At 65.9% G+C, this 17,668-nt stretch carries 14 protein-coding genes; 4 read left to right on the top strand and 10 right to left on the bottom strand.

Annotated features, from left to right (window positions below; translation table 11 throughout):
• Nucleotides 1-39 precede the first annotated feature (39 nt).
• From gshB to C8E02_RS06640, 3 genes are all read right to left on the bottom strand, one after another.
• Nucleotides 40-993, bottom strand: coding sequence for a glutathione synthase (gene gshB / locus C8E02_RS06650; RefSeq protein ID WP_120810185.1), 954 nt, complete (start codon nucleotides 991-993; stop codon nucleotides 40-42).
• 7 nt (nucleotides 994-1,000) lie between these two features.
• Nucleotides 1,001-2,284, bottom strand: coding sequence for a glutamate--cysteine ligase (gene gshA, locus C8E02_RS06645; RefSeq protein ID WP_120810184.1), 1,284 nt, complete (start codon nucleotides 2,282-2,284; stop codon nucleotides 1,001-1,003).
• Between the two features lie 173 nt (nucleotides 2,285-2,457).
• Nucleotides 2,458-3,402: a carbohydrate kinase family protein gene (locus C8E02_RS06640; RefSeq protein ID WP_120810183.1), complete on the bottom strand. Its 945-nt coding sequence runs from the start codon at nucleotides 3,400-3,402 to the stop codon at nucleotides 2,458-2,460.
• Nucleotides 3,403-3,525: 123 nt separating this feature from the next.
• Between C8E02_RS06640 and C8E02_RS06635 the strand changes: the two genes are divergently transcribed.
• A complete protein-coding gene (locus C8E02_RS06635) occupies nucleotides 3,526-4,014 on the top strand; it encodes a TlpA disulfide reductase family protein (RefSeq protein ID WP_211329188.1) in 489 nt (162 codons plus the stop codon).
• A 61-nt stretch (nucleotides 4,015-4,075) separates the two neighbouring features.
• On the opposite strand, the gene C8E02_RS06630 is transcribed toward C8E02_RS06635, so the two are convergent.
• The 3 genes from C8E02_RS06630 to C8E02_RS06620 form a co-directional block, all read right to left on the bottom strand.
• Entirely contained in the window at nucleotides 4,076-7,234 is a 3,159-nt protein-coding gene (locus C8E02_RS06630) for a bifunctional diguanylate cyclase/phosphodiesterase (protein ID WP_120810181.1), read from the bottom strand.
• Nucleotides 7,234-8,058, bottom strand: a complete 825-nt coding sequence (locus C8E02_RS06625) for a phosphate/phosphite/phosphonate ABC transporter substrate-binding protein (RefSeq protein ID WP_120810180.1) — start codon at nucleotides 8,056-8,058, stop codon at nucleotides 7,234-7,236. Before C8E02_RS06625 ends, C8E02_RS06630 begins: the two co-directional genes overlap by 1 nt.
• A 310-nt stretch (nucleotides 8,059-8,368) precedes the next feature.
• A complete protein-coding gene (locus tag C8E02_RS06620; protein ID WP_120810179.1) occupies nucleotides 8,369-10,390 on the bottom strand; it encodes an NADPH-dependent 2,4-dienoyl-CoA reductase in 2,022 nt (673 codons plus the stop codon).
• 330 nt (nucleotides 10,391-10,720) lie between these two features.
• Between C8E02_RS06620 and C8E02_RS06615 the strand changes: the two genes are divergently transcribed.
• On the top strand, nucleotides 10,721-11,065 hold the full coding sequence (locus tag C8E02_RS06615; RefSeq protein WP_047966625.1) for a zinc ribbon domain-containing protein YjdM: 345 nt from the start codon (nucleotides 10,721-10,723) through the stop codon (nucleotides 11,063-11,065).
• A 52-nt stretch (nucleotides 11,066-11,117) separates the two neighbouring features.
• Nucleotides 11,118-11,687: a carbonic anhydrase gene (locus C8E02_RS06610; protein WP_120810178.1), complete on the top strand. Its 570-nt coding sequence runs from the start codon at nucleotides 11,118-11,120 to the stop codon at nucleotides 11,685-11,687.
• A 142-nt stretch (nucleotides 11,688-11,829) separates the two neighbouring features.
• On the opposite strand, the gene topA is transcribed toward C8E02_RS06610, so the two are convergent.
• The 4 genes from topA to C8E02_RS06590 form a co-directional block, all read right to left on the bottom strand.
• Nucleotides 11,830-14,124: a type I DNA topoisomerase gene (gene topA / locus C8E02_RS06605; RefSeq protein ID WP_047966623.1), complete on the bottom strand. Its 2,295-nt coding sequence runs from the start codon at nucleotides 14,122-14,124 to the stop codon at nucleotides 11,830-11,832.
• 279 nt (nucleotides 14,125-14,403) lie between these two features.
• Entirely contained in the window at nucleotides 14,404-14,862 is a 459-nt protein-coding gene (locus C8E02_RS06600) for a Smg family protein (protein ID WP_120810177.1), read from the bottom strand.
• Nucleotides 14,863-14,880: 18 nt separating this feature from the next.
• Complete coding sequence (gene dprA / locus C8E02_RS06595; RefSeq protein WP_245961090.1) at nucleotides 14,881-15,990, bottom strand: DNA-processing protein DprA; 1,110 nt, start codon at nucleotides 15,988-15,990, stop codon at nucleotides 14,881-14,883.
• Nucleotides 15,987-17,003, bottom strand: coding sequence for a LysM peptidoglycan-binding domain-containing protein (locus tag C8E02_RS06590; RefSeq protein WP_120810176.1), 1,017 nt, complete (start codon nucleotides 17,001-17,003; stop codon nucleotides 15,987-15,989). The genes dprA and C8E02_RS06590 overlap by 4 nt, the downstream gene beginning before the upstream one ends.
• A 115-nt stretch (nucleotides 17,004-17,118) precedes the next feature.
• Here C8E02_RS06590 and def point away from each other — a divergent pair, with 115 nt between their 5' ends.
• Nucleotides 17,119-17,622 (top strand): peptide deformylase, encoded by a 504-nt coding sequence (def, locus tag C8E02_RS06585; RefSeq protein ID WP_120810175.1) that lies wholly within the window; start codon nucleotides 17,119-17,121, stop codon nucleotides 17,620-17,622.
• The last annotated feature ends 46 nt before the right edge of the window (nucleotides 17,623-17,668 follow it).

Here is a 17,668-nt window from a genome sequence, read left to right as displayed (position 1 = left end):
CGGCCAGCGCCGCCCTTGTGGTGAAGCAGGTTGGCCGCATCAGCGCCGTTCCGTCACCGCGCGTTCCAGCGCATCAATGAACAGGCCGGCGACGTCGATGTCGCTGTGGTTCATGATTTCACGGAAACATGTCGGGCTGGTGACGTTGACTTCGGTCAGGTAGTTGCCGATCACGTCCAGCCCGGCCAGCAGGATGCCGCGCCGTTTCAGCTCCGGCGCCAGCCCCTCGGCGATCTCGCGGTCGCGCGCGCTCAGTGGCCGCACTTCGCCACGGCCGCCGGCGGCGAGGTTGCCGCGGTTGTCGCCGCCCTGCGGGATGCGCGCCAGGCAGTAGTCGACCGGCACGCCGTCGATCACCAGGATGCGTTTGTCGCCGTCGCGGATTTCCGGGATGTAGCGCTGCGCCATGATGGTGCGCTGCCCCTGTTCGGACAGGGTTTCGATGATCACGTTCAGGTTCGGGTCGTCCGGCCGCGCGCGGAATATGCTGCTGCCGCCCATGCCGTCCAGCGGCTTGAGGATGGCGTCGTGGTGCTGGCGCACGAAGGCCAGCAGCCGCGACGGTTGCGAGGTGACCAGCGTCGGCGCGGTGAACTCGGCAAAGTTGAGGATGGCCAGCTTCTCGTTGAAGTCGCGCAGCGCCTGGCCCTTGTTGAACACGCGCGCGCCCTCGGCCTCGGCCAGCGTCAGCAGCTGGGTGGCGTACAGGTACTCCAGGTCGAACGGTGGGTCCTTGCGCATCACCACCGCGCTGAACGAATTCAGCGGCAGGCGCTGCCCGTCGCTGGCGCGGAACCAGTCCTTGCCGTCCTTGCCGGTGAGGCTGACGCTGACGACGTCGGCCTGGATGCGGCCGCCCTCGATGGCGATGTCGCGCGCCTCGCAGAAGTAGATCGCGTGCTGGCGTGCCGCCGCCGCTTCCATCATCGCGAAGGTGCTGTCTTTCTTGATCTTGAAGCCGGCCAGCGGGTCGGCAATGAACAGGATTTTCATTCGGGCCTCACTCGGCGTCAGGGTCGGTCGCTTCCAGCTCCAGCGCGGCGGCCAGCATCGCCAGCCGTGCGATCACGCCGTAAGCGTAGAAGCGGTTGGGGGCGTCGTTCGGCGCCGCCTTGTGGTCGGGCAGGCAGTGCTCTTCGAACGACAGCGGCACGAACTGCATGCCGGGGGCGTTGAGGTTTTCGTCGATGCCGCGCCCGGTGTGCACGCGGTAGAAGCCGCCGATCACGTAGCGGTCCATCATGTACACCACCGGCTCGGCGACGCCGTCGTTGACGCATTCGAAGGTGTACACCCCTTCCTGCACGATGACTTCGTTGACTTCCAGTCCTTCCTTCACCACCGCCATCTTGTTGCGCGCCTTGCGGTTGAGGCCGCGTACCTCGTCGCCACTCTTCACGCTCATGATGCCCATGCCGTAGGTGCCGGCGTCGGCCTTCACGATCACGTACGGTTCGTGGCTGATGCCGTATTCACGGTACTTGATGCGGATTTTTTCCAGCATCTGTTCCACCAGCTCGGCGAGCTGGTCCTCGCCCTGGCGAGACTGGAAGTCGAGGCCCTTGGCGGCGAAGAAGTAGGGGTTGATCAGCCACGGGTCGATCGACAGCATCTGCGCGAAGTCGGCGACCACCTTGTCGTAGGCGGCAAAGTGGTTGGTCTTGCGCCGCACCGCCCAGCCGGCGTGCAGCGGCGGCAGCAGGTTCTGTTCGATGTTCTTCAGGATGTCCGGCAGGCCGGCGGAGAGGTCGTTGTTGAGCAGCACGATGCAGGGGCTGAAACCGTCGGCCAGCACCACGCGGTTGCCGCGCCGCTCCAGCGGCTCGACGGTGATGATGTCGCCGCCCGCGGCAGTCAGCTGCGTCGGTTCGGTGATTTCCGGGTTTAGCGAGCCCAGGCGCACCTTCAGTCCGGCCTGCTGGAAGATGTGCACCAGCGCCGCCACGTTCTGCAGGTAGTAGGTGTTGCGGGTGTGGTTTTCGGGGATCAGCAGGATGCTCTTCGCTTCCGGACAGGCTCGCTCCACCGCGCTCTGCGCTGCCTGTACCGCCAGCGGCAGGAAGTCTGGATTCAGGTTGTTGAAGCCGCCGGGAAAGAGGTTCATGTCCACCGGAGCCAGCTTGAAACCGCTGTTGCGCAGGTCAACCGAGCCGTAGAACGGGGCTGCGTGGTTGTTCCACTGCTTGCGGAACCAGTGCTCGATGTGCGGCTGTGCCGCCAGGATGCGGCTTTCCAGTTCCAGTAACGGTCCGGTGAGTGCCGTGGTCAGGTGCGGTACAGTCATGAATCCCTCTCTTGCCCGTCAATCGATGAGTGTCAGTTTAACTGCAGGATGGTGGGGTCGCGACAGGGCTTATTCAAGTCAAAATGCAAACAGGCCGGCAAATGCCGTCGCCTGCGGCAGTTGCCGGCCTGCCATCGCGCCGATGGTCGCCAGTCGGATTCAGCGCGGGCGGCTTACAGCGGCCACGGTTCGTTATAGGCCTGCTGGTACAGCGCGCGCAGTTTTTCCCAGTCGAAAAAGTGGTTCTGCGGGCCGTGGCTGGTGACCTTGATCGCGCCGATGACATTGGCGAGGCGGCCGGTGGTTTTCCAGTCCAGCCCCTGCTTGATGCCGTACAGCAGGCCGGCACGGAAGGCGTCGCCGCAGCCCATCGGGTCCAGTGGCTTGATCGGCATCTGCACCCGCGGAATCAGGTGGATGGTGTCGTCGGCGTAGATCTCGGCGCCCTTGGAGCCGCGGGTGACGATCAGCGCCTCGACCTTGCCGGCCAGCACCTCTACCGGCAGCCCGGCGCGTTCGCGCATCAGCTCGCTCTCGTAGTCGTTGATGGCGACATAGCTGGCCAGTTCCACGATCTCGTTCAGTTCCTCGCGCGACAACAGCGGCAGCTCCTGGCCGGGGTCGAAGATGAACGGGATGCCGGCCTCGTGCAGCTCGCGGGTGTGCTGCAGGAAGGCGGCGTGGCCGCCAGGCGATACAATCGCCACCTCGATGCGCTGTGGCACGTCGGCGATGTGGTTGACGGTGGCGTGGTCCATGGCGCCGGGATGGAAGGCCATCAGCTGGTTGCCATCCTTGTCGGCGATGCCGAAGCACTGCGAGGTGTACTGGCCGCGGATGGTGCGGATGAAGCGGTCGTCGACGCCGGCGCGCTTCAGGTGCTGGCGGTAGGGCTCGAAGTCCTCGCCCACCGCGCCCATCACCAGCGGTGTCTCGCCGAGCAGGCACAGGCTGTAGGCGATGTTGCCGGCCGGGCCGCCAAACTCGCGGCGCATGGTCGGCACCTTGAAGGTGGTCGAGATCTTGTGCAGCTGATCGGGCAGAATATGGTTATCGAAGCGGTCTTCGAAATTGAACAGCGTGTCGTAGGCTAGCGCCCCGCAAACGAGAATGGACATGGCCCGTGCGTCAACAGAAGGGGAATCGACCATTCTATCACGAAGCCGCGGCCGTGCCGCGCTGAACTGTGGCGTACTGGTGGCGATCTAACGCCATCTGACGCATTACTCCGGAATAAACTGATGTCTGTAAAAACCATGCTTTCGCGCCGCCTGCTGCTGGGCGGCCTGTTGCTGCTGCCGCTGGGTGCCGTGGCCGGCGGCCTGCTGGACAGCGCCGTGCTGACCGAGCTTAACGGCAAGCCGGCCAGCTTTGCCCGCTACCAGGGCAAGACCACGGTGGTGAATTTCTGGGCCACCTGGTGTGCGCCGTGCCGCAAGGAGATGCCGCTGCTGTCGGCGCTGGCGCCAAGGTTGGCCGCACGCCAGGTGCGCTTCGTCGGCATCGCGCTGGACCAGCCGGGCGAGGTGGCGGCCTACCTGAAGCAGCTGCCGGTCAGCTATCCGGTGCTGATGAGCGATGGTGAGGGCATCGCGCTGATGCGCGCGCTGGGCAACCGCAGCGGCGGGCTGCCGTTTACCGTGGTGCTGGACGAACAGGGCCGGCCGCTGGCGCGCCTCGCCGGGCTGGTGAGCGAGGCGGAGCTGATGAAGGCGCTGCCGCTGCGCTGACGGCGTTGCGGCCAACCCTGGGCGTCTGGCGCTGAGGCGGCGCGCACGCTGACGCCGCCGCTCAGATCATCACTTCGGCGGCGGTTTTCGCCGCTGCTGCCGCCGCCGCGGTCGCCGGCGCATCCAGCAGCTGGCGCACCTGTTGCTGCAGTTCGTCGCGCAGTTGCTGCAGCTGGTTCACGGTCTGCTCGTCGGCGTCCTGCAGTTCGAACTGGCGCCAGGTCAGTACCCGCTCGTTGAGGGTGTACAGCTGCTGGTGCAGCTGGCCGATGCGGTGGTACAGCGGGTGCTGGCCGAAGTAGGCACTGCCGGCACCGTGATACCAGTTGTCGAAATCGCGGTAGCTGTTGCTGTTCTCCTGCTGTGGCAGCTCGCGCGATCCCTGCTGCAGCCAGTCGATCAGGCGGTTGCTGGCCTGGCGGTGCGCCAGCTCCAGGTTGAACAGCTTGGTGTCGTCGCCGGTCCAGCGCCGTTTGCTGGCCAGCTGCCAGGCGGCGGCGCCCTGCCACTGCTGCGCCCAGCCCAGCAGCGCGTCCGCCGGCATCGGCCGCGCGATGCCGAAGCCCTGCGCGTGGTCGCAGCCGATGTGCAGCAGCAGGCTGCCGTGCTCGATGCTCTCCACGCCCTCGGCCACCACCGAGCGGCTGAACGCCTCCGACAACCCGATGATGCCCTGCACGATGGCGAGGTCGTCGCCGTCCTCGTGCATGTCGCGGATGAAGGACTGGTCGATCTTCAGCTTGCCGGCCGGCAGCCGCTTCAGGTACAGCAGCGAGGAGTAGCCGGTGCCGAAATCGTCGAGCGAGAACTCCACCCCCAGCTCGCGGCAGGTGGTCATCAGCGCGCCGACGCGGGTGATGTCCTTCAGCGCGGTGCTTTCCAGTACCTCGATTTCCAGCATTCCGGCCGGCAACTCCGGGTATTCCGCCAGCAGCGCCGCCAGCCGTTCGGCGAAGTTGTCCTGCTGCAGGTGATAGGCGGAGATGTTGACGCTGACCGGCAGCGTCATGCCCTGCGCCTGCCAGAAGCGCATCTGCGCCAGCGCGCTGCGCAGCACCCATTCGCCCAGCGCGATGTCCAGCGCGCTGCCTTCGGCGTCGTCAAGGAAGTGGGCCGGGGTCAGCAGGCCCTTGTCCGGATGCTGCCAGCGCATCAGTGCCTCGGCGCCGACCACGCTGCCGTCGCGCATATTGACCTTGGGCTGGTAGAACAGGCACAGCTCGCCTTGCTGCAGCGCCTGCGCCAGCCGCCCCAGCCCTTCCTGGCGGAAGCGGCTCTGGCGGTCGTGCTCGGCGTCGAAGATCTGGTAGCCGTTGCGACCCTTTTCCTTGGCCTGGTACATCGCCTGGTCGGCGTGGCGCAGCAGGGTGTCCGGGTCCTGCTCGTCCTGCGGATACAGCGTGACGCCGATGCTGGCCGAGATCTCGATGTGGATGTCGCCCAGCAAGACCGGGTGGGCGACGGTGTCCAGTACCCGCTGCAGGCTGTGGCGGCAGGTCTGCAGGTCGGGCAGGCCGGACAGCAGCAGCACGAACTCGTCGCCGCCCAGCCGCGCCAGGGTGTCGCCGCCCTGCAGCGTGTGCTGCAGCCGCTCGGCGACCTGCACCAGCAGGCGGTCGCCGACCTCGTGGCCGTAGCGGTCGTTGACCGCCTTGAAACCGTCCAGATCCATGAAACAGATCGCCAGCCAGTGGCCGCTGTGCTGCGCCTGGGCGATGGCCACCTTCATGCGGTCGGCCAGCAGCACGCGGTTGGGCAGCTGGGTGAGCGGGTCGTGGTGCGCCATCTGCGCCAGCCGGTTTTCCTGCGCCTTCATCACCGTGATGTCGGCGAACACCGCGATGTAGTGGCGCACATTGCCGGACTGGTCGTGGATCACCGACACCGACAGCAGCAGCGGTGCCACCTCGCCATCCTTGCGCCGGTTCCAGATCTCGCCCTGCCAGTGGCCGCTGCTCTGCAGCTTGTCGCGCATGGCGAGGTAGAACACCGAGTCGTGGCGTGCTGACTGCAGCTTGCGCGGGGTATGGCCGATCAGCTCGTCGCGCTCGTAGCCGGTGATGCTGCAGCAGGCGCGGTTGACGTCCAGCAGCCGGCCGCGGGCATCGGCAATGATGATGCCGTCGTGGGAGTGCTTGAACACGCCGGCCAGCAGTCGCAGCCGTTCTTCGGCGCGGGTCTGCTCGGTGATGTCGTTCCAGGCGCCGATGATGCCGGCGATGTCGCCGTGGTCGTTGTAGAACACGTCCTTGGACAGGATCACCTCGCGGCGCTGCTGGCGCTGGGTGACGATGCTGGCCTGGTAGTCGAGGTGCGGCTGGCCGGCGAGCAGTTCGGCGTCGTGCAGGCAGTGCACCGCGGCGATGTCGGCCGGCCACAGCTCGGCCGGGGTCTTGCCGCGGATGTCGATGCGGCCGTAGCCGGTGACGCGGGTGAAGGCGGCGTTGCAGCCGAGGAAGCGCCCCTGCGCGTCCTTGTAGAACATCGGGATCGGGATCGCCATCAGCAGCATGTCGGCAAAGCGCTGGCTCTTGGCCCAGTGCTCGTCGGCGGACTGCACCGCCGCCGCCATGCGGTTGAAGGCGGCGCCAAGGCGGCCGATCTCGTCGTGGCGGCTTTCCGGCGCCCGCGTCAGCAGCTTGCCTTGCCCCAGCGCCTCGGCGGCGAGGGACAGGTATTGCAGCCGCCGGCTCAGCCACAGCGTGACCCAGATCATCCAGCCGGTGGCGAGGATGATGCCGGCGACGATCAGCGGCCCGGTGCGCTGCGCGAGGCCGCTGAGCATGCGGCTGGATTCGCTCTGCCGCAGGCCGGCCTGGATCTGGCCCTGGCTGATCTTGAAGCGGGTGTCGAAGATGTCGTCGTCGCTGTCCGGCAGCGAGCGGTCCGCTTGCGGCTGCAGGCCATCGGCGAGGCCGGCGCGCGCCAGCTCCTTGCCGCTGGAGTCGCGGATGATCAGGTAGGCAATGTCGCCGCCGTGGGTCAGCTCGCTGGCGATCTCCTGCAGCGTGATGAAGTCGCGCTCCAGTAGCGGCGCGATCAGCGCAGCCTGCAGCTCGCTGTGCAGGCTGCGGGTGCGCAGTTGTGCCTGCGCCACCGCGGTGTCCTGCAGCACGCGCACGCTCTGCCAGGCAATGCCGGCAAACACCAGCAGCTGGATCAGCAGCAGCACCGGGATGATGGCCCATTTCAGCGAACGGGGACGCAGCGGCAGACGCATTATCGCAGCAGCCCTTTCAGATCCCGGACGAACGGATCCAGCGCGCGCATGTCCTGCTCGCTGACCGGGCGCAGGCCGCCGTGGTTGAGGTCGCGGCTGAAGGCGCGCCCCTGCGGCGTGTCATTGGCAAAGGTCAGCAGCTGTTGCTGCAGCCGTGCCAGCCGCGCGCTACCGAGGCGCTTGTGGCCGAGGTACAGCTGCGGCGTGGTGTGCGGCAGCCGGGCCAGGATGCGGATCCTGGTATGGATGTCGCCGCCGAACTGGTGCAGCGCGCTGACCGAGATGATGGCGGCCGCCGACTCGCCGCTTAGCAACGCCGCCAGCGAATTGGCGTGGCTGCCGGTGGGGTGGATCACGAGGTGCTGGCCGGGGTGATAGCCGGCCTGGCTCAGGTAGCGCTGTGCCGCCAGGGTCAGGTTGGCCAGACGGTCGCTGGTCGACACCGTCTGGCCGCGCAGCTGCGCCAGCTCGCGGATGCCGTCACGGCGGGTGACCAGCAGCGGCTCCAGGTCGGCCAGCGGTCGCGCCAGCGGCTGGTAGTCCTGCTCCAGCTGCGCCAGGCGTCCGAAGTAGGGCGAGGTGGCGATGATGTCGTAGCGCCCCTGGCGCGTGCGCTCGAGGAAAAAACTGTAGTCGGCGGCGCTTTCCAGCGTCACCGGTTGTTGCAGGGTGCGTTCCAGCTCGGCGCGCAGCGGCTCGTACAGCGTGGCCAGCTTGCGGGCCGACATATAGGGCACCACGCCCAGCACCAGCGAGGCGGCGGCGTGCGCGCTTGGCAGCAGGCACAGCCACAGCAGGCCGGCGGTCAGTAGGTTCTTGGCCATCCATCCAGTCTCGTTATCGTTGGGTCGCCATGGCGCGCTGCGGCATGGACACGATGGCAGGATCGTCAATGACAATGGAATTTAATTGCGCGATTGCCTCGCCAATGATGAAGCAAATACGCGGCGGGTGCAAAAACGGGAACTGATCTGGCGCAAACGAGGTGAAAAATCTATCGAAATGCGGCAATGCACAACAATGCCGTTGCGATGAGCCATGAGGCGTTGCGGCCAACCCTGGGCGCAGGTTGGCCGCAAGCGGGGGAGATGGCACCGGCCGCGCCCGGCGCGCCGGACGGGCACTATCCGGCGCTCAGATGCTGGCGGCCAGCCGCGCGCCCTGGTCGATGGCGCGCTTGGCGTCCAGCTCGGCGGCGACATCGGCGCCGCCGATCAGGTGCACCGGCTTGCCGGCGGCAAGCAGCGGCTGCTGCAGTTCGCGCAGCGGGTCCTGCCCGGCGCAGACGATGATGTTGTCCACCGCCAATACCTGCGCTTCGCCCTTAATGGTCACGTGCAGCCCGGCATCGTCGATCCTGTCGTAGCTGATGCCGGCAATCATCTGCACCTTCTTCATCTGCAGGCTGGCGCGGTGGATCCAGCCGGTGGTCTTGCCCAGCCCGTCGCCGACCTTGCTGCTCTTGCGCTGCAGCAGGTAGATCTCGCGCGGGCTGGGGTGCGGCTGCGGCCCCTGCGGCGCCAGGCCGCCGGCGTGCGCCAGCTGCATGTCCACCCCCCACTCGCGCATGAAGGCGGCGGTATCCAGCGAGCTGGATTGGCCCTCGTGGCTGAGGAATTCCGCGGTATCGAAGCCGATGCCGCCGGCGCCGATGATCGCCACTTTGCGGCCAACCGGTTTGCCGTGCTTCAGCACGTCGAGGTAGCTCAGCACCTTTGGGTGTTTGATGCCGGGGATCGCCGGTAGCCGCGGCGCGATGCCGGTGGCGAGGATCACCTCGTCAAAGCCTTGCAGCTCGGCGGCGCTCACGCGCTGGTTCAGCCGCAGCGTGACGCCGGTCAGTTCGATGCGGCGCGCGAAGTAGCGCAGCGTCTCGTGGAACTCCTCCTTGCCCGGGATCTGCTTGGCGACATTGAACTGGCCGCCGATCTCGCTGGCGCTGTCGAACAGCGTCACCGCGTGGCCGCGCCCGGCGGCGATGGTGGCAAACGCCATGCCGGCGGGGCCGGCGCCGACCACCGCCAGTTTTTTCGGCGTGGCGGTTTTCACGTAGTTCAGTTCGGTCTCGCGGCAGGCGCGCGGATTGACCAGGCAGCTGGTCAGCTTGCCCTGGAAGATGTGGTCGAGACAGGCCTGGTTGCAGCCGATGCAGGTGTTGATCTCGTCGCTGCGGCCCTGTGCGGCCTTGTTCACGAACTCGGCATCGGCGAGGAAGGGCCGCGCCATCGACACCATGTCGGCACAGCCGCTGGCGAGGATGTCTTCCGCCACCTCGGGGGTGTTGATGCGGTTGGTGGTGATCAGCGGAATGCCCACCTTGCCCATCAGCTTCTTGGTCACCCAGGCAAAGCCGCCGCGCGGTACGCTGGTGGCGATGGTCGGCACCCGCGCCTCATGCCAGCCGATGCCGGTGTTGATGATGGTGGCGCCGGCCTGTTCCATCTGCTGCGCCAGCTGCACCACCTCGTCCCAGCTGCTGCCGTCGTTGACCAGGTCCAGCATCGACAGCCGGTAGATGATGATGAATTCGGCGCCGACCGCGGCACGCACCGCGCGCAGCACTTCCAGCGCGAAGCGGATGCGGTTGTCGAAGCTGCCGCCCCAGTCGTCGGTGCGCTTGTTGGTGTGGCGCACGATGAACTGGTTGATCAAATAGCCTTCCGAGCCCATCACCTCGACGCCGTCGTAGCCGGCGTCCTGCGCCAGTTTGGCGCAGCGGGCGAAATCGGCGATGGTGCGCTGGATGTCGTCTTCCGACATCTCGCGCGGGCGGTAGAAGTTGATCGGCGCGCAGATCGGCGACGCCGATACCAGCTGTTCCTGGTAGCTGTAGCGGCCGGTGTGCAGGATCTGCAGCGCGATCTTGCCACCGGCGGCGTGCACCGCGTCGGTGACGACGCGGTGCTGCGGCACCTCGTGCGCGTCGGCCAGCATCGAGGCGCCCTCGGCGACGCGGCCTTCCTCGTTGGGGCCGACGCCGCCGGTGACGATCAGGCCGACGCCGCCGCGCGCGCGCTCGGCGTAGAACGCCGCCATCTTCTCGAAGCCTTGCGGCGCCTCTTCCAGTCCGGTGTGCATCGAGCCCATCAGCACGCGGTTTTTCAGCGTGGTGAAGCCCAGATCCAGTGGTGCCAGCAGGTGCGGATAAGCCGTCATGGTGTTGCCCTCGTGTGGGTTGCGGCGTTGCGGCCAGGGTTGGCCGCAAGGCAAGTTGTTGATTATTGGTCGTGTGTCAGCCTTGCTGGCGAAGATACTTACTGATCAGTAAGTTGTCAAACCCGCCATGCGCTGGCGCGGCGGGAGAGCGAGTGCGACGTGCGCGGCGGCCGTCGCGCGCGGCAGCCGGTAATGACAAGACTGCGCCTTTTGCTGGCGAAAACGGGGGTGGCTGGCGGATAATACGGCACTCGTAAAGACCGCACCGTTTACAGGGTTGTTGATGCGCCCGGGGCGCTGCGGCCGCCACATTCAGAAACAAGGTACAGCATGACTAATTTGCCCCAATGCCCGCAGTGCAGCTCGGAATTCACCTACCAGGACGGCGCGATGTTCGTCTGCCCCGAGTGCGCCCATGAGTGGTCCGCCGATGCCGCGGCAACGGAAGAGGCCGAGCCGCAGCGCGTGGTACGCGATGCCAACGGCAACGTGCTGCAGGACGGCGACAGCGTGACCGTGATCAAGGACCTGAAGGTCAAGGGTTCGTCGCTGGTGGTCAAGGTCGGCACCAAGGTGAAGAGCATCCGCCTGGTCGACGGCGATCACGACATCGACTGCAAGATCGACGGCATCGGCGCCATGCAGCTGAAGTCGGAATTCGTCAAGAAAGCCTGATCCGCCGCGCCGCAGACGCTGCGTCAAGGCCAGACACGAGAGAGGGGATGTGATGTGCCAAGCACAACAGAGGCCGGCGGTTGACTGCCACGGCAGCGCGGCGCGGCCGATCGGCCGGCGCCAGTTCGTGAAACTCGCGGCCATGGGCGGCGCCGCGGCGCTGCTGGGCAGCTTCTTGCCGCGTACGGCATACGCCGCCGGCGGCACCGAGGCGCTGCTGCTGTCGTGCATGGATTACCGGCTGGTCGACGACACCGAGCGCTTCATGGCCGGCAAGGGCATGAAGGACAAGTACGACCACATCGTGCTGGCCGGCGCCTCGCTCGGCGCGGTGACCGGCAAGTTCCCGGCGTGGAATACCGCGTTCTGGGAGCACCTCGATGTCGCCATCAGCCTGCACCACATCCACAAGGTGATGCTGCTCGACCATCGCGACTGCGGCGCCTACAAGGTGGTACTGGGCGAGGACTTCGGCCAGGCGCCGGACAAGGAAACCCGCGTCCACGCCGAAACGCTGATGTCACTGCGCAAGGCGATCCTGCAAAAGCACCCGCAGCTGCAGGTGGAGAGCTACCTGATGGCGCTGGATGGCAGCGTGCAGCAGATCGTGGCCCGCACCTGAGCCCGCGCTCACCCCGTCACCGCCGCCCGGCCTTGCCGCCGCGGCGGTTTTTTTGCGGCCAAGGTTGGCCGCAGGCGCGCGACAGGCCATAAAAAAACGCCGCTGAGGTCAGCGGCGTTGTGGCGGTAGGGCCGGAACGGGATCAGGCTTCTTCCTTGCCTTCCGGCGGCGCAATCTGTTCGGCGTAGCCGCATTCCTTCTGCGGGCACACCTTCTCGGTGCCGCGGCGCTTGGTGGTCTTGATGGTCAGGATCGGCCAGTGACACTGCGGGCACGGCTCGGCCACCGGCGGGTTCCAGGTCGCGTACTTGCACTTCGGATAGGTGTTGCAGCTGTAGAACAGCTTGCCGTAGCGGCTCTTGCGCTCGATCAGGCTGCCGGTCTTGCATTCCGGGCACTGCACGCCGGTGTCGCGCGGTTTTTCCAGCGGCTCGATGTGCTTGCACTTCGGATAGTTGGCGCAGCCGATGAACTTGCCGTAGCGGCCCTTCTTGATGTGCAGCTCGCCACCGCATTCCGGGCAGGTGCGGTCTTCGATGATGGTCGGTGCCTCCGCCTCGGCGGCGGCCTGTTCCGCGGTCTCGCCGACGTTGCGGGTGTAGTCGCAGTCCGGGTAGCCGGTACAGGCGATGAAGCGGCCGCGCTTGCCGAACTTGATCGACAGCGGCTTGCTGCATTTCGGGCAGGCTTCGTCCAGGCTTTCGGTGGTGACTTCGGCGCGGCTGATGCCTTCCTTCTCGGTCAGCTGCTTGGAGAAACCCTTCCAGAAGCTGTCCATCACCGGCACCCACTGCCGTGTGCCACTGGCAATTTCGTCGAGCTGGTTTTCCAGCTTGGCGGTGAAGTTGTAGTCGACGTACTGCGCGAAGTGCTCGGTCAGGAACTTGTTGACGATGTCGCCGGTGTCGGTCGGGTAGAAGCGCTTCTTGTCGAGGATCACGTATTCGCGATCCTTCAGCGTCGAGATGATGCTGGCGTAGGTCGACGGCCGGCCGATGCCGAACTCTTCCAGCGATTTCACCAGCGATGCTTCGGAGAAGCGCGGTGGCGGCTGGGTGAAGTGCTGCTCGCCGTACAGCTTGTCCACCGGCAGCGCGTCGCCTTCGTTCAGCAGCGGCAGCTTGGCGTTTTCCTCGTCCTCTGCGTCATCGACGTCTTCCTCGTACACCGACAGGAAGCCGGCGAACACCAGTACCTGGCCGCTGGCGCGGAAGATGCCTTCGCCGACGCTGATGTCGACGCTGGTGGTGTCGAACTTGGCCGGGGCCATCTGGCAGGCCAGCGTCCGCTTCCAGATCATGTCGTAGAGCTTGAACTGGTCGGAGGTCAGGAACGGCTTCATCGCCTCCGGCGTGCGCAGGATGGAGGTTGGCCGCACCGCCTCGTGCGCCTCTTGCGCGTTCTTGGACTTGTTCTTGTACGCCACCGGGTTCTTCGGCAGGTGCTCGGTATCGAAGCGCTCGCCGATGTAGCCGCGGATTTCCTCGACCGCCTCGTTGGCCAGTGCCACCGAGTCGGTACGCATATAGGTGATCAGGCCGACGGTGCCCTGGCCGATGTCCACGCCTTCGTACAGCTGCTGCGCGGTGCGCATCGCGCGGTCGGTGGTCATGCCCAGCTTGCGCACCGCCTCCTGCTGCAGCGTCGAGGTGGTGAACGGCGCGGCGGGGCTGCGCGATTTCTTTTTCTTCTCGATGCTGGTGACCACCGCGTCGTGGCCCTGCAGCCGTGCCAGCACGCCGGCCTGTTCCGCCTCGTTCGGCAGCGCGAACTGGTCGAGCCGTGTGCCGGCCAGCGTGGTCAGCTTGGCGCTGAACTTGGTGCGGCCCTTGTGGCTGTCCAGGTGCACCGACCAGTATTCCTGCTCGACGAAGGCCTTGATCTCGTTCTCGCGTTCGCAGATCAGGCGCAGCGCCGGGCTTTGCACGCGGCCGGCGGACAGGCCGCGGCGGATTTTCTTCCACAGCAGCGGCGACAGGTTGAAGCCGACCAGGTAATCCAGCGCGCGGCGTGCCTGCTGCGCGTCGACCAGATCCTGCGCGATGGCGCGCGGGTTGGCGATGGCGTCCAGCACCGCGTTCTTGGTGATCTCGTGAAACACCACCCGTTGCGCGGTCTTGTCCTTGAGCAGTTTTTTCTTGTTGAGGATTTCCACCAGGTGCCAGGAAATCGCCTCGCCTTCGCGGTCCGGGTCAGTCGCCAGATAGACATGGTCCACCTCGGCCACTGCCTTGACGATGGCATCAACGTGCTTGCTGTTGCGCGCCACGACCTGGTATTTCATCGCGAAGTCTTTTTCCGGATCGACGGCGCCGTTCTTCGGCACCAGGTCGCGGACGTGACCGTAGGAGGCGAGGACTTCGAAGTCCGGACCCAGGTATTTTTTCAGCGTTTTCGCCTTGGACGGCGATTCGACAATCAGCAGGTTTGAGGGCATAACGGTCTGTTTTCGGTAGTGCGCCGGGGGGCACGACAATATTGTGTATTCATCAAACAAAACAAGAGCGCAAGGTTTGCGCTCTTGATCGGGCGTTTTTCCGCTGCGGCCAACCTTTGAGGTCCGCAGCCGGGGCTTAGAACCTGTTCGCGATCTGCTGCGCTTCGGCAATACTGCGTTGAAAACGGCTTCGGAATGCTCATTTACTACTTGTAAATTCCGCTTCCTCAGCCGTTTTCGCCTTGTCTCGCTCTAGCTCGCTAGATCGTGAACACGTTCTTATTGCATCGTGGGTTCGCCGTGCAGCGCGCACAGCAGGTCTTCGCCGAGCAGGATCGGCAGTTCCGCGCCTTGTGCCCACAGCACCATCAGTGCCGCCAGCTTGGCGCTGGGCAGGGATATCTCGTCGTCCGGCATCGCCAGCAGGCGGTCGATCAGCATTTCGCGTTGTGCCGGCGACAGCGCGCCATTGTGCTCCAGGAACAGGATCAGGCCGCGAATCTCGCCGCTGAGGCGGGCATTTTCCTGCTCGCTGAAGCAGCGGAAACCGCTGCCGGCATCGGCACCGTCGTAGCTGCCGTCATTGAGCTGGTTCAGGCCGTCCAGCCAGTCCAGTGCGTCGCTGATTTCCTCGTTTTCAAAGCCGGCTGCCGCCAGCTGGCGACCGAGGTCGTCACGTTCCGGGCAGGCTGCGGGGTCGTTGAATTCTTCGAGAAGATAGGCGAGAACATCAAACATCTTTATTTAATCATCGGGTTAGGTGGGACGGCTTGGCGCCGGTGATCGGCGCTGGTAGCGCCCGCCGTCCAGACTTTCGATGTGTCCGGCCAGCTCAAGCTCAAGAAGCATCGCGTAAAGCTCCCCTGCCGTCAACTTGAGTCGTGCCGCCAGGGTGTCGCTGTCGACCGGGTCGTAGCCGATGGCGGCCAGCAACGGGTGCGCGCCAGCGTCGCTGGCAGCGGGCGTTGCCGCGGTGCTGACGACGGGGGCCGTCGCCAGTCGGCCGATCTCGTCCAGCACGTCGTCGGCGCTTTCCACCAGCCGGGCGCCGTCCTTGATCAGGCGGTGGCAGCCGCGCGCCTGCGGGTTGTGGATGGAACCGGGGATGGCCATCACGTCGCGGCCGGCTTCCAGCGCCAGCCGCGCGGTGATCAGCGAGCCGCTCTGCGGCGCGGCCTCGACCACCAGACAGCCGCGGGCGAGGCCGGCGATGATGCGGTTGCGCTGCGGGAAGTGACCGGCCAGCGGCGGGGTGCCGAGCGCGAACTCGGACAGGATCAGGCCGTGGCCGGCGATGCGGTGCGCCAGCTCGCGGTTGCGCGCCGGATAGACGCGGTCGATGCCGGTGCCGATCACGGCGATGGTGCTGGCGGCCTCGGGCAGCGCGCCCTCGTGCGCGGCGGCGTCGATGCCGCCGGCCAGTCCGCTGACGATGCTGTAGCCGTGCGCGGCCAACCTTTGCGCAAAGTCGCGGGCATTGTCCGCACCCTGCGGCGTGGCGTGGCGGCTGCCGACCACCGCCAGCATCGGCTGCGCAAGCAGGCTGCGCCGGCCGCGGGCGAACAGCAGCGGCGGGGCGCTGCCGGCCTCGGCCAGCTGGCACGGGTAGTCGTCGTCATTGAGCGTCAGCAGGTGGCAGTCCGCACCCGCTGCCCACTGCAGCGCCGCCTCGGCGGCGCGGGCACCGTCACCGGCGTCCAGTGCCGCCAGCGTCTTGCTGTCGAGGATGTCGCGCAGCTGGCCGTGGCCGGCACGGCAGGCGTGGCCGGCATCGCCGAAGCGCTGCAGCAGCTGCAGGAAGCGTTGCGGGCCGATGCCGGGAGTCAGCGCCAGCGTGGCCCAGTCGAGCAGGGTTTGCTGGGTCACGGTTGCGCGATGCGGTCCTTGATCATGATCGGTTGGGTGGCGTCCAGCACCAGCGCGTAGGAGGCCTTGTTGAATACTCGGAACACGATCAGGCGGCCGACTTTCTCGCTGGGCAGGGTCACCTGCTGCTTCTTGTCGACGCTGATCTGGCGCGGGGCGCGGTAGATGCCGAACACGTGGCCGACCTCGACGCCGTCGCGTGCGCCGCGGTTGATCAGCACGTTGAACTGCTGGCCGATCTCGTTGACACCGGCGTAGCTGGTGACGATGCTGCCCTCCAGCTCTGGCGGCGGCTCGTGCGGGGTGTAGTTGAGCCGCGGCGCCGGCAGGCTCTTCAGCAGGTGGTCGCCGACCAGCACTTCTTCCGCGATCTTGCGCACGCTGAGAGTGGACACCTCGTCCAGCTTGTCGACCATCAGGTCGCCGCCGTAGGTGGCCTCATGGCCGAGCACCTCGTTGCTGTCCGGGTCGGTTATGGTGCGCCCCAGGCGGTAGGCCTGCCACAGGCCGCCGGAATCCAGCCCCTGACTGTAGGCGCGGTCGGTGGTGGACAGAATGACGCGGTTGTCGGGGCCGGCGATGATCTTCGGCGACTGCAGATAGCTGGCCTCGTCCTCGATCAGCAGCGGGCGCTTGAGGAAGGGGTCGATGATCCTGGCCGGAATGGTGGGAATGGCGCTGTCCAGCTGCTCGGCGCGCACCCGCGGCGACAGCTTGACCACGCGCAGCGCGCTGCTGTCCAGGCGCAGCCGCGGCTTGCCGTCGACCATTTCCAGGTACAGCACGTTGCCGGGATAGATCCAGTGCGGGTTTTTCACCTCGTCGCGGTTCATGTTCCACAGCTGCGGCCATTTCCACGGCGCGGTCAGGTAGCGGCCGGAGATGTCCCACAGCGTGTCACCGCGCTTGACCACGTAGCGTTGCGGCGCATCCGGCCGCAGCACCAGGGTGTCGGCAAATGCGGCGGCAGAGAGGCCCAGCGCGAGGATGAGCGGTATAATAGGTTTAAACATTGATGATTTGACCCCACCTGACCGGCACTGGCTCAGTAATTTATAGTGAAACCGGATGCTGGCAACATTATCGTTGCCTGTCACGGCATCCTACAACTGGAATAACGGTTTGATTATGGCACTGCTCAACATTCTGCATTACCCCGACCCGCGTTTGCACAAGGTTGCCCGGCCGGTAACCAGCTTCGACAGCGCGCTGCAGCAGCAGATCGACAATATGTTCGAGACCATGTACGAGGCCAAGGGTATCGGCCTCGCGGCGACGCAGGTGGATTTCCACCAGCGCCTGATCGTGATCGATATCTCCGAGGATCGCAACGAGCCGCGCGTGTTCATCAATCCGGAGTTCCTGCACAAGGACGGCGAGACGGTGTACGAGGAAGGCTGCCTGTCGGTGCCCGGCATCTACGACAAGGTGACCCGCGCCGAGCACGTCAAGGTGCGTGCACAGGACGCCAAGGGAGCATTCTTCGAGCTGGAGACCGGCGGCCTGCTGGCGATCTGCCTGCAGCACGAGGTGGATCACCTCGACGGCAAGGTGTTCGTCGAATACCTGTCCGACCTGAAGCAGAACCGCATCCGCACCAAGATGAAAAAGCGCGAGAAGCACACCCTGTAAGCCAGGGACGGCGGCCAGGGTTGGCCGCAAGCTGGTGTCGGGACAC

The sequence above is a fragment of the Vogesella indigofera genome, from assembly GCF_003633895.1.
Classification (GTDB): Bacteria; Pseudomonadota; Gammaproteobacteria; order Burkholderiales; family Chromobacteriaceae; genus Vogesella; species Vogesella indigofera.
This window is presented reverse-complemented; position numbering and strand designations above follow the sequence as displayed.

Coding starts and splice junctions, on each gene's coding strand:
- C8E02_RS06635 (WP_211329188.1), top strand. CDS start 3,526: ATGTCTGTAAAAACCATGCTTTCGCGCCGCCTGCTGCTGGGCGGCCTG.
- C8E02_RS06620 (WP_120810179.1), bottom strand. CDS start 10,390: ATGACGGCTTATCCGCACCTGCTGGCACCACTGGATCTGGGCTTCACC.
- C8E02_RS06630 (WP_120810181.1), bottom strand. CDS start 7,234: ATGCGTCTGCCGCTGCGTCCCCGTTCGCTGAAATGGGCCATCATCCCG.
- C8E02_RS06590 (WP_120810176.1), bottom strand. CDS start 17,003: ATGTTTAAACCTATTATACCGCTCATCCTCGCGCTGGGCCTCTCTGCC.
- gshB (WP_120810185.1), bottom strand. CDS start 993: ATGAAAATCCTGTTCATTGCCGACCCGCTGGCCGGCTTCAAGATCAAG.
- C8E02_RS06615 (WP_047966625.1), top strand. CDS start 10,721: ATGACTAATTTGCCCCAATGCCCGCAGTGCAGCTCGGAATTCACCTAC.
- C8E02_RS06610 (WP_120810178.1), top strand. CDS start 11,118: ATGTGCCAAGCACAACAGAGGCCGGCGGTTGACTGCCACGGCAGCGCG.
- topA (WP_047966623.1), bottom strand. CDS start 14,124: ATGCCCTCAAACCTGCTGATTGTCGAATCGCCGTCCAAGGCGAAAACG.
- def (WP_120810175.1), top strand. CDS start 17,119: ATGGCACTGCTCAACATTCTGCATTACCCCGACCCGCGTTTGCACAAG.
- C8E02_RS06625 (WP_120810180.1), bottom strand. CDS start 8,058: ATGGCCAAGAACCTACTGACCGCCGGCCTGCTGTGGCTGTGCCTGCTG.
- C8E02_RS06640 (WP_120810183.1), bottom strand. CDS start 3,402: ATGTCCATTCTCGTTTGCGGGGCGCTAGCCTACGACACGCTGTTCAAT.
- C8E02_RS06600 (WP_120810177.1), bottom strand. CDS start 14,862: ATGTTTGATGTTCTCGCCTATCTTCTCGAAGAATTCAACGACCCCGCA.
- gshA (WP_120810184.1), bottom strand. CDS start 2,284: ATGACTGTACCGCACCTGACCACGGCACTCACCGGACCGTTACTGGAA.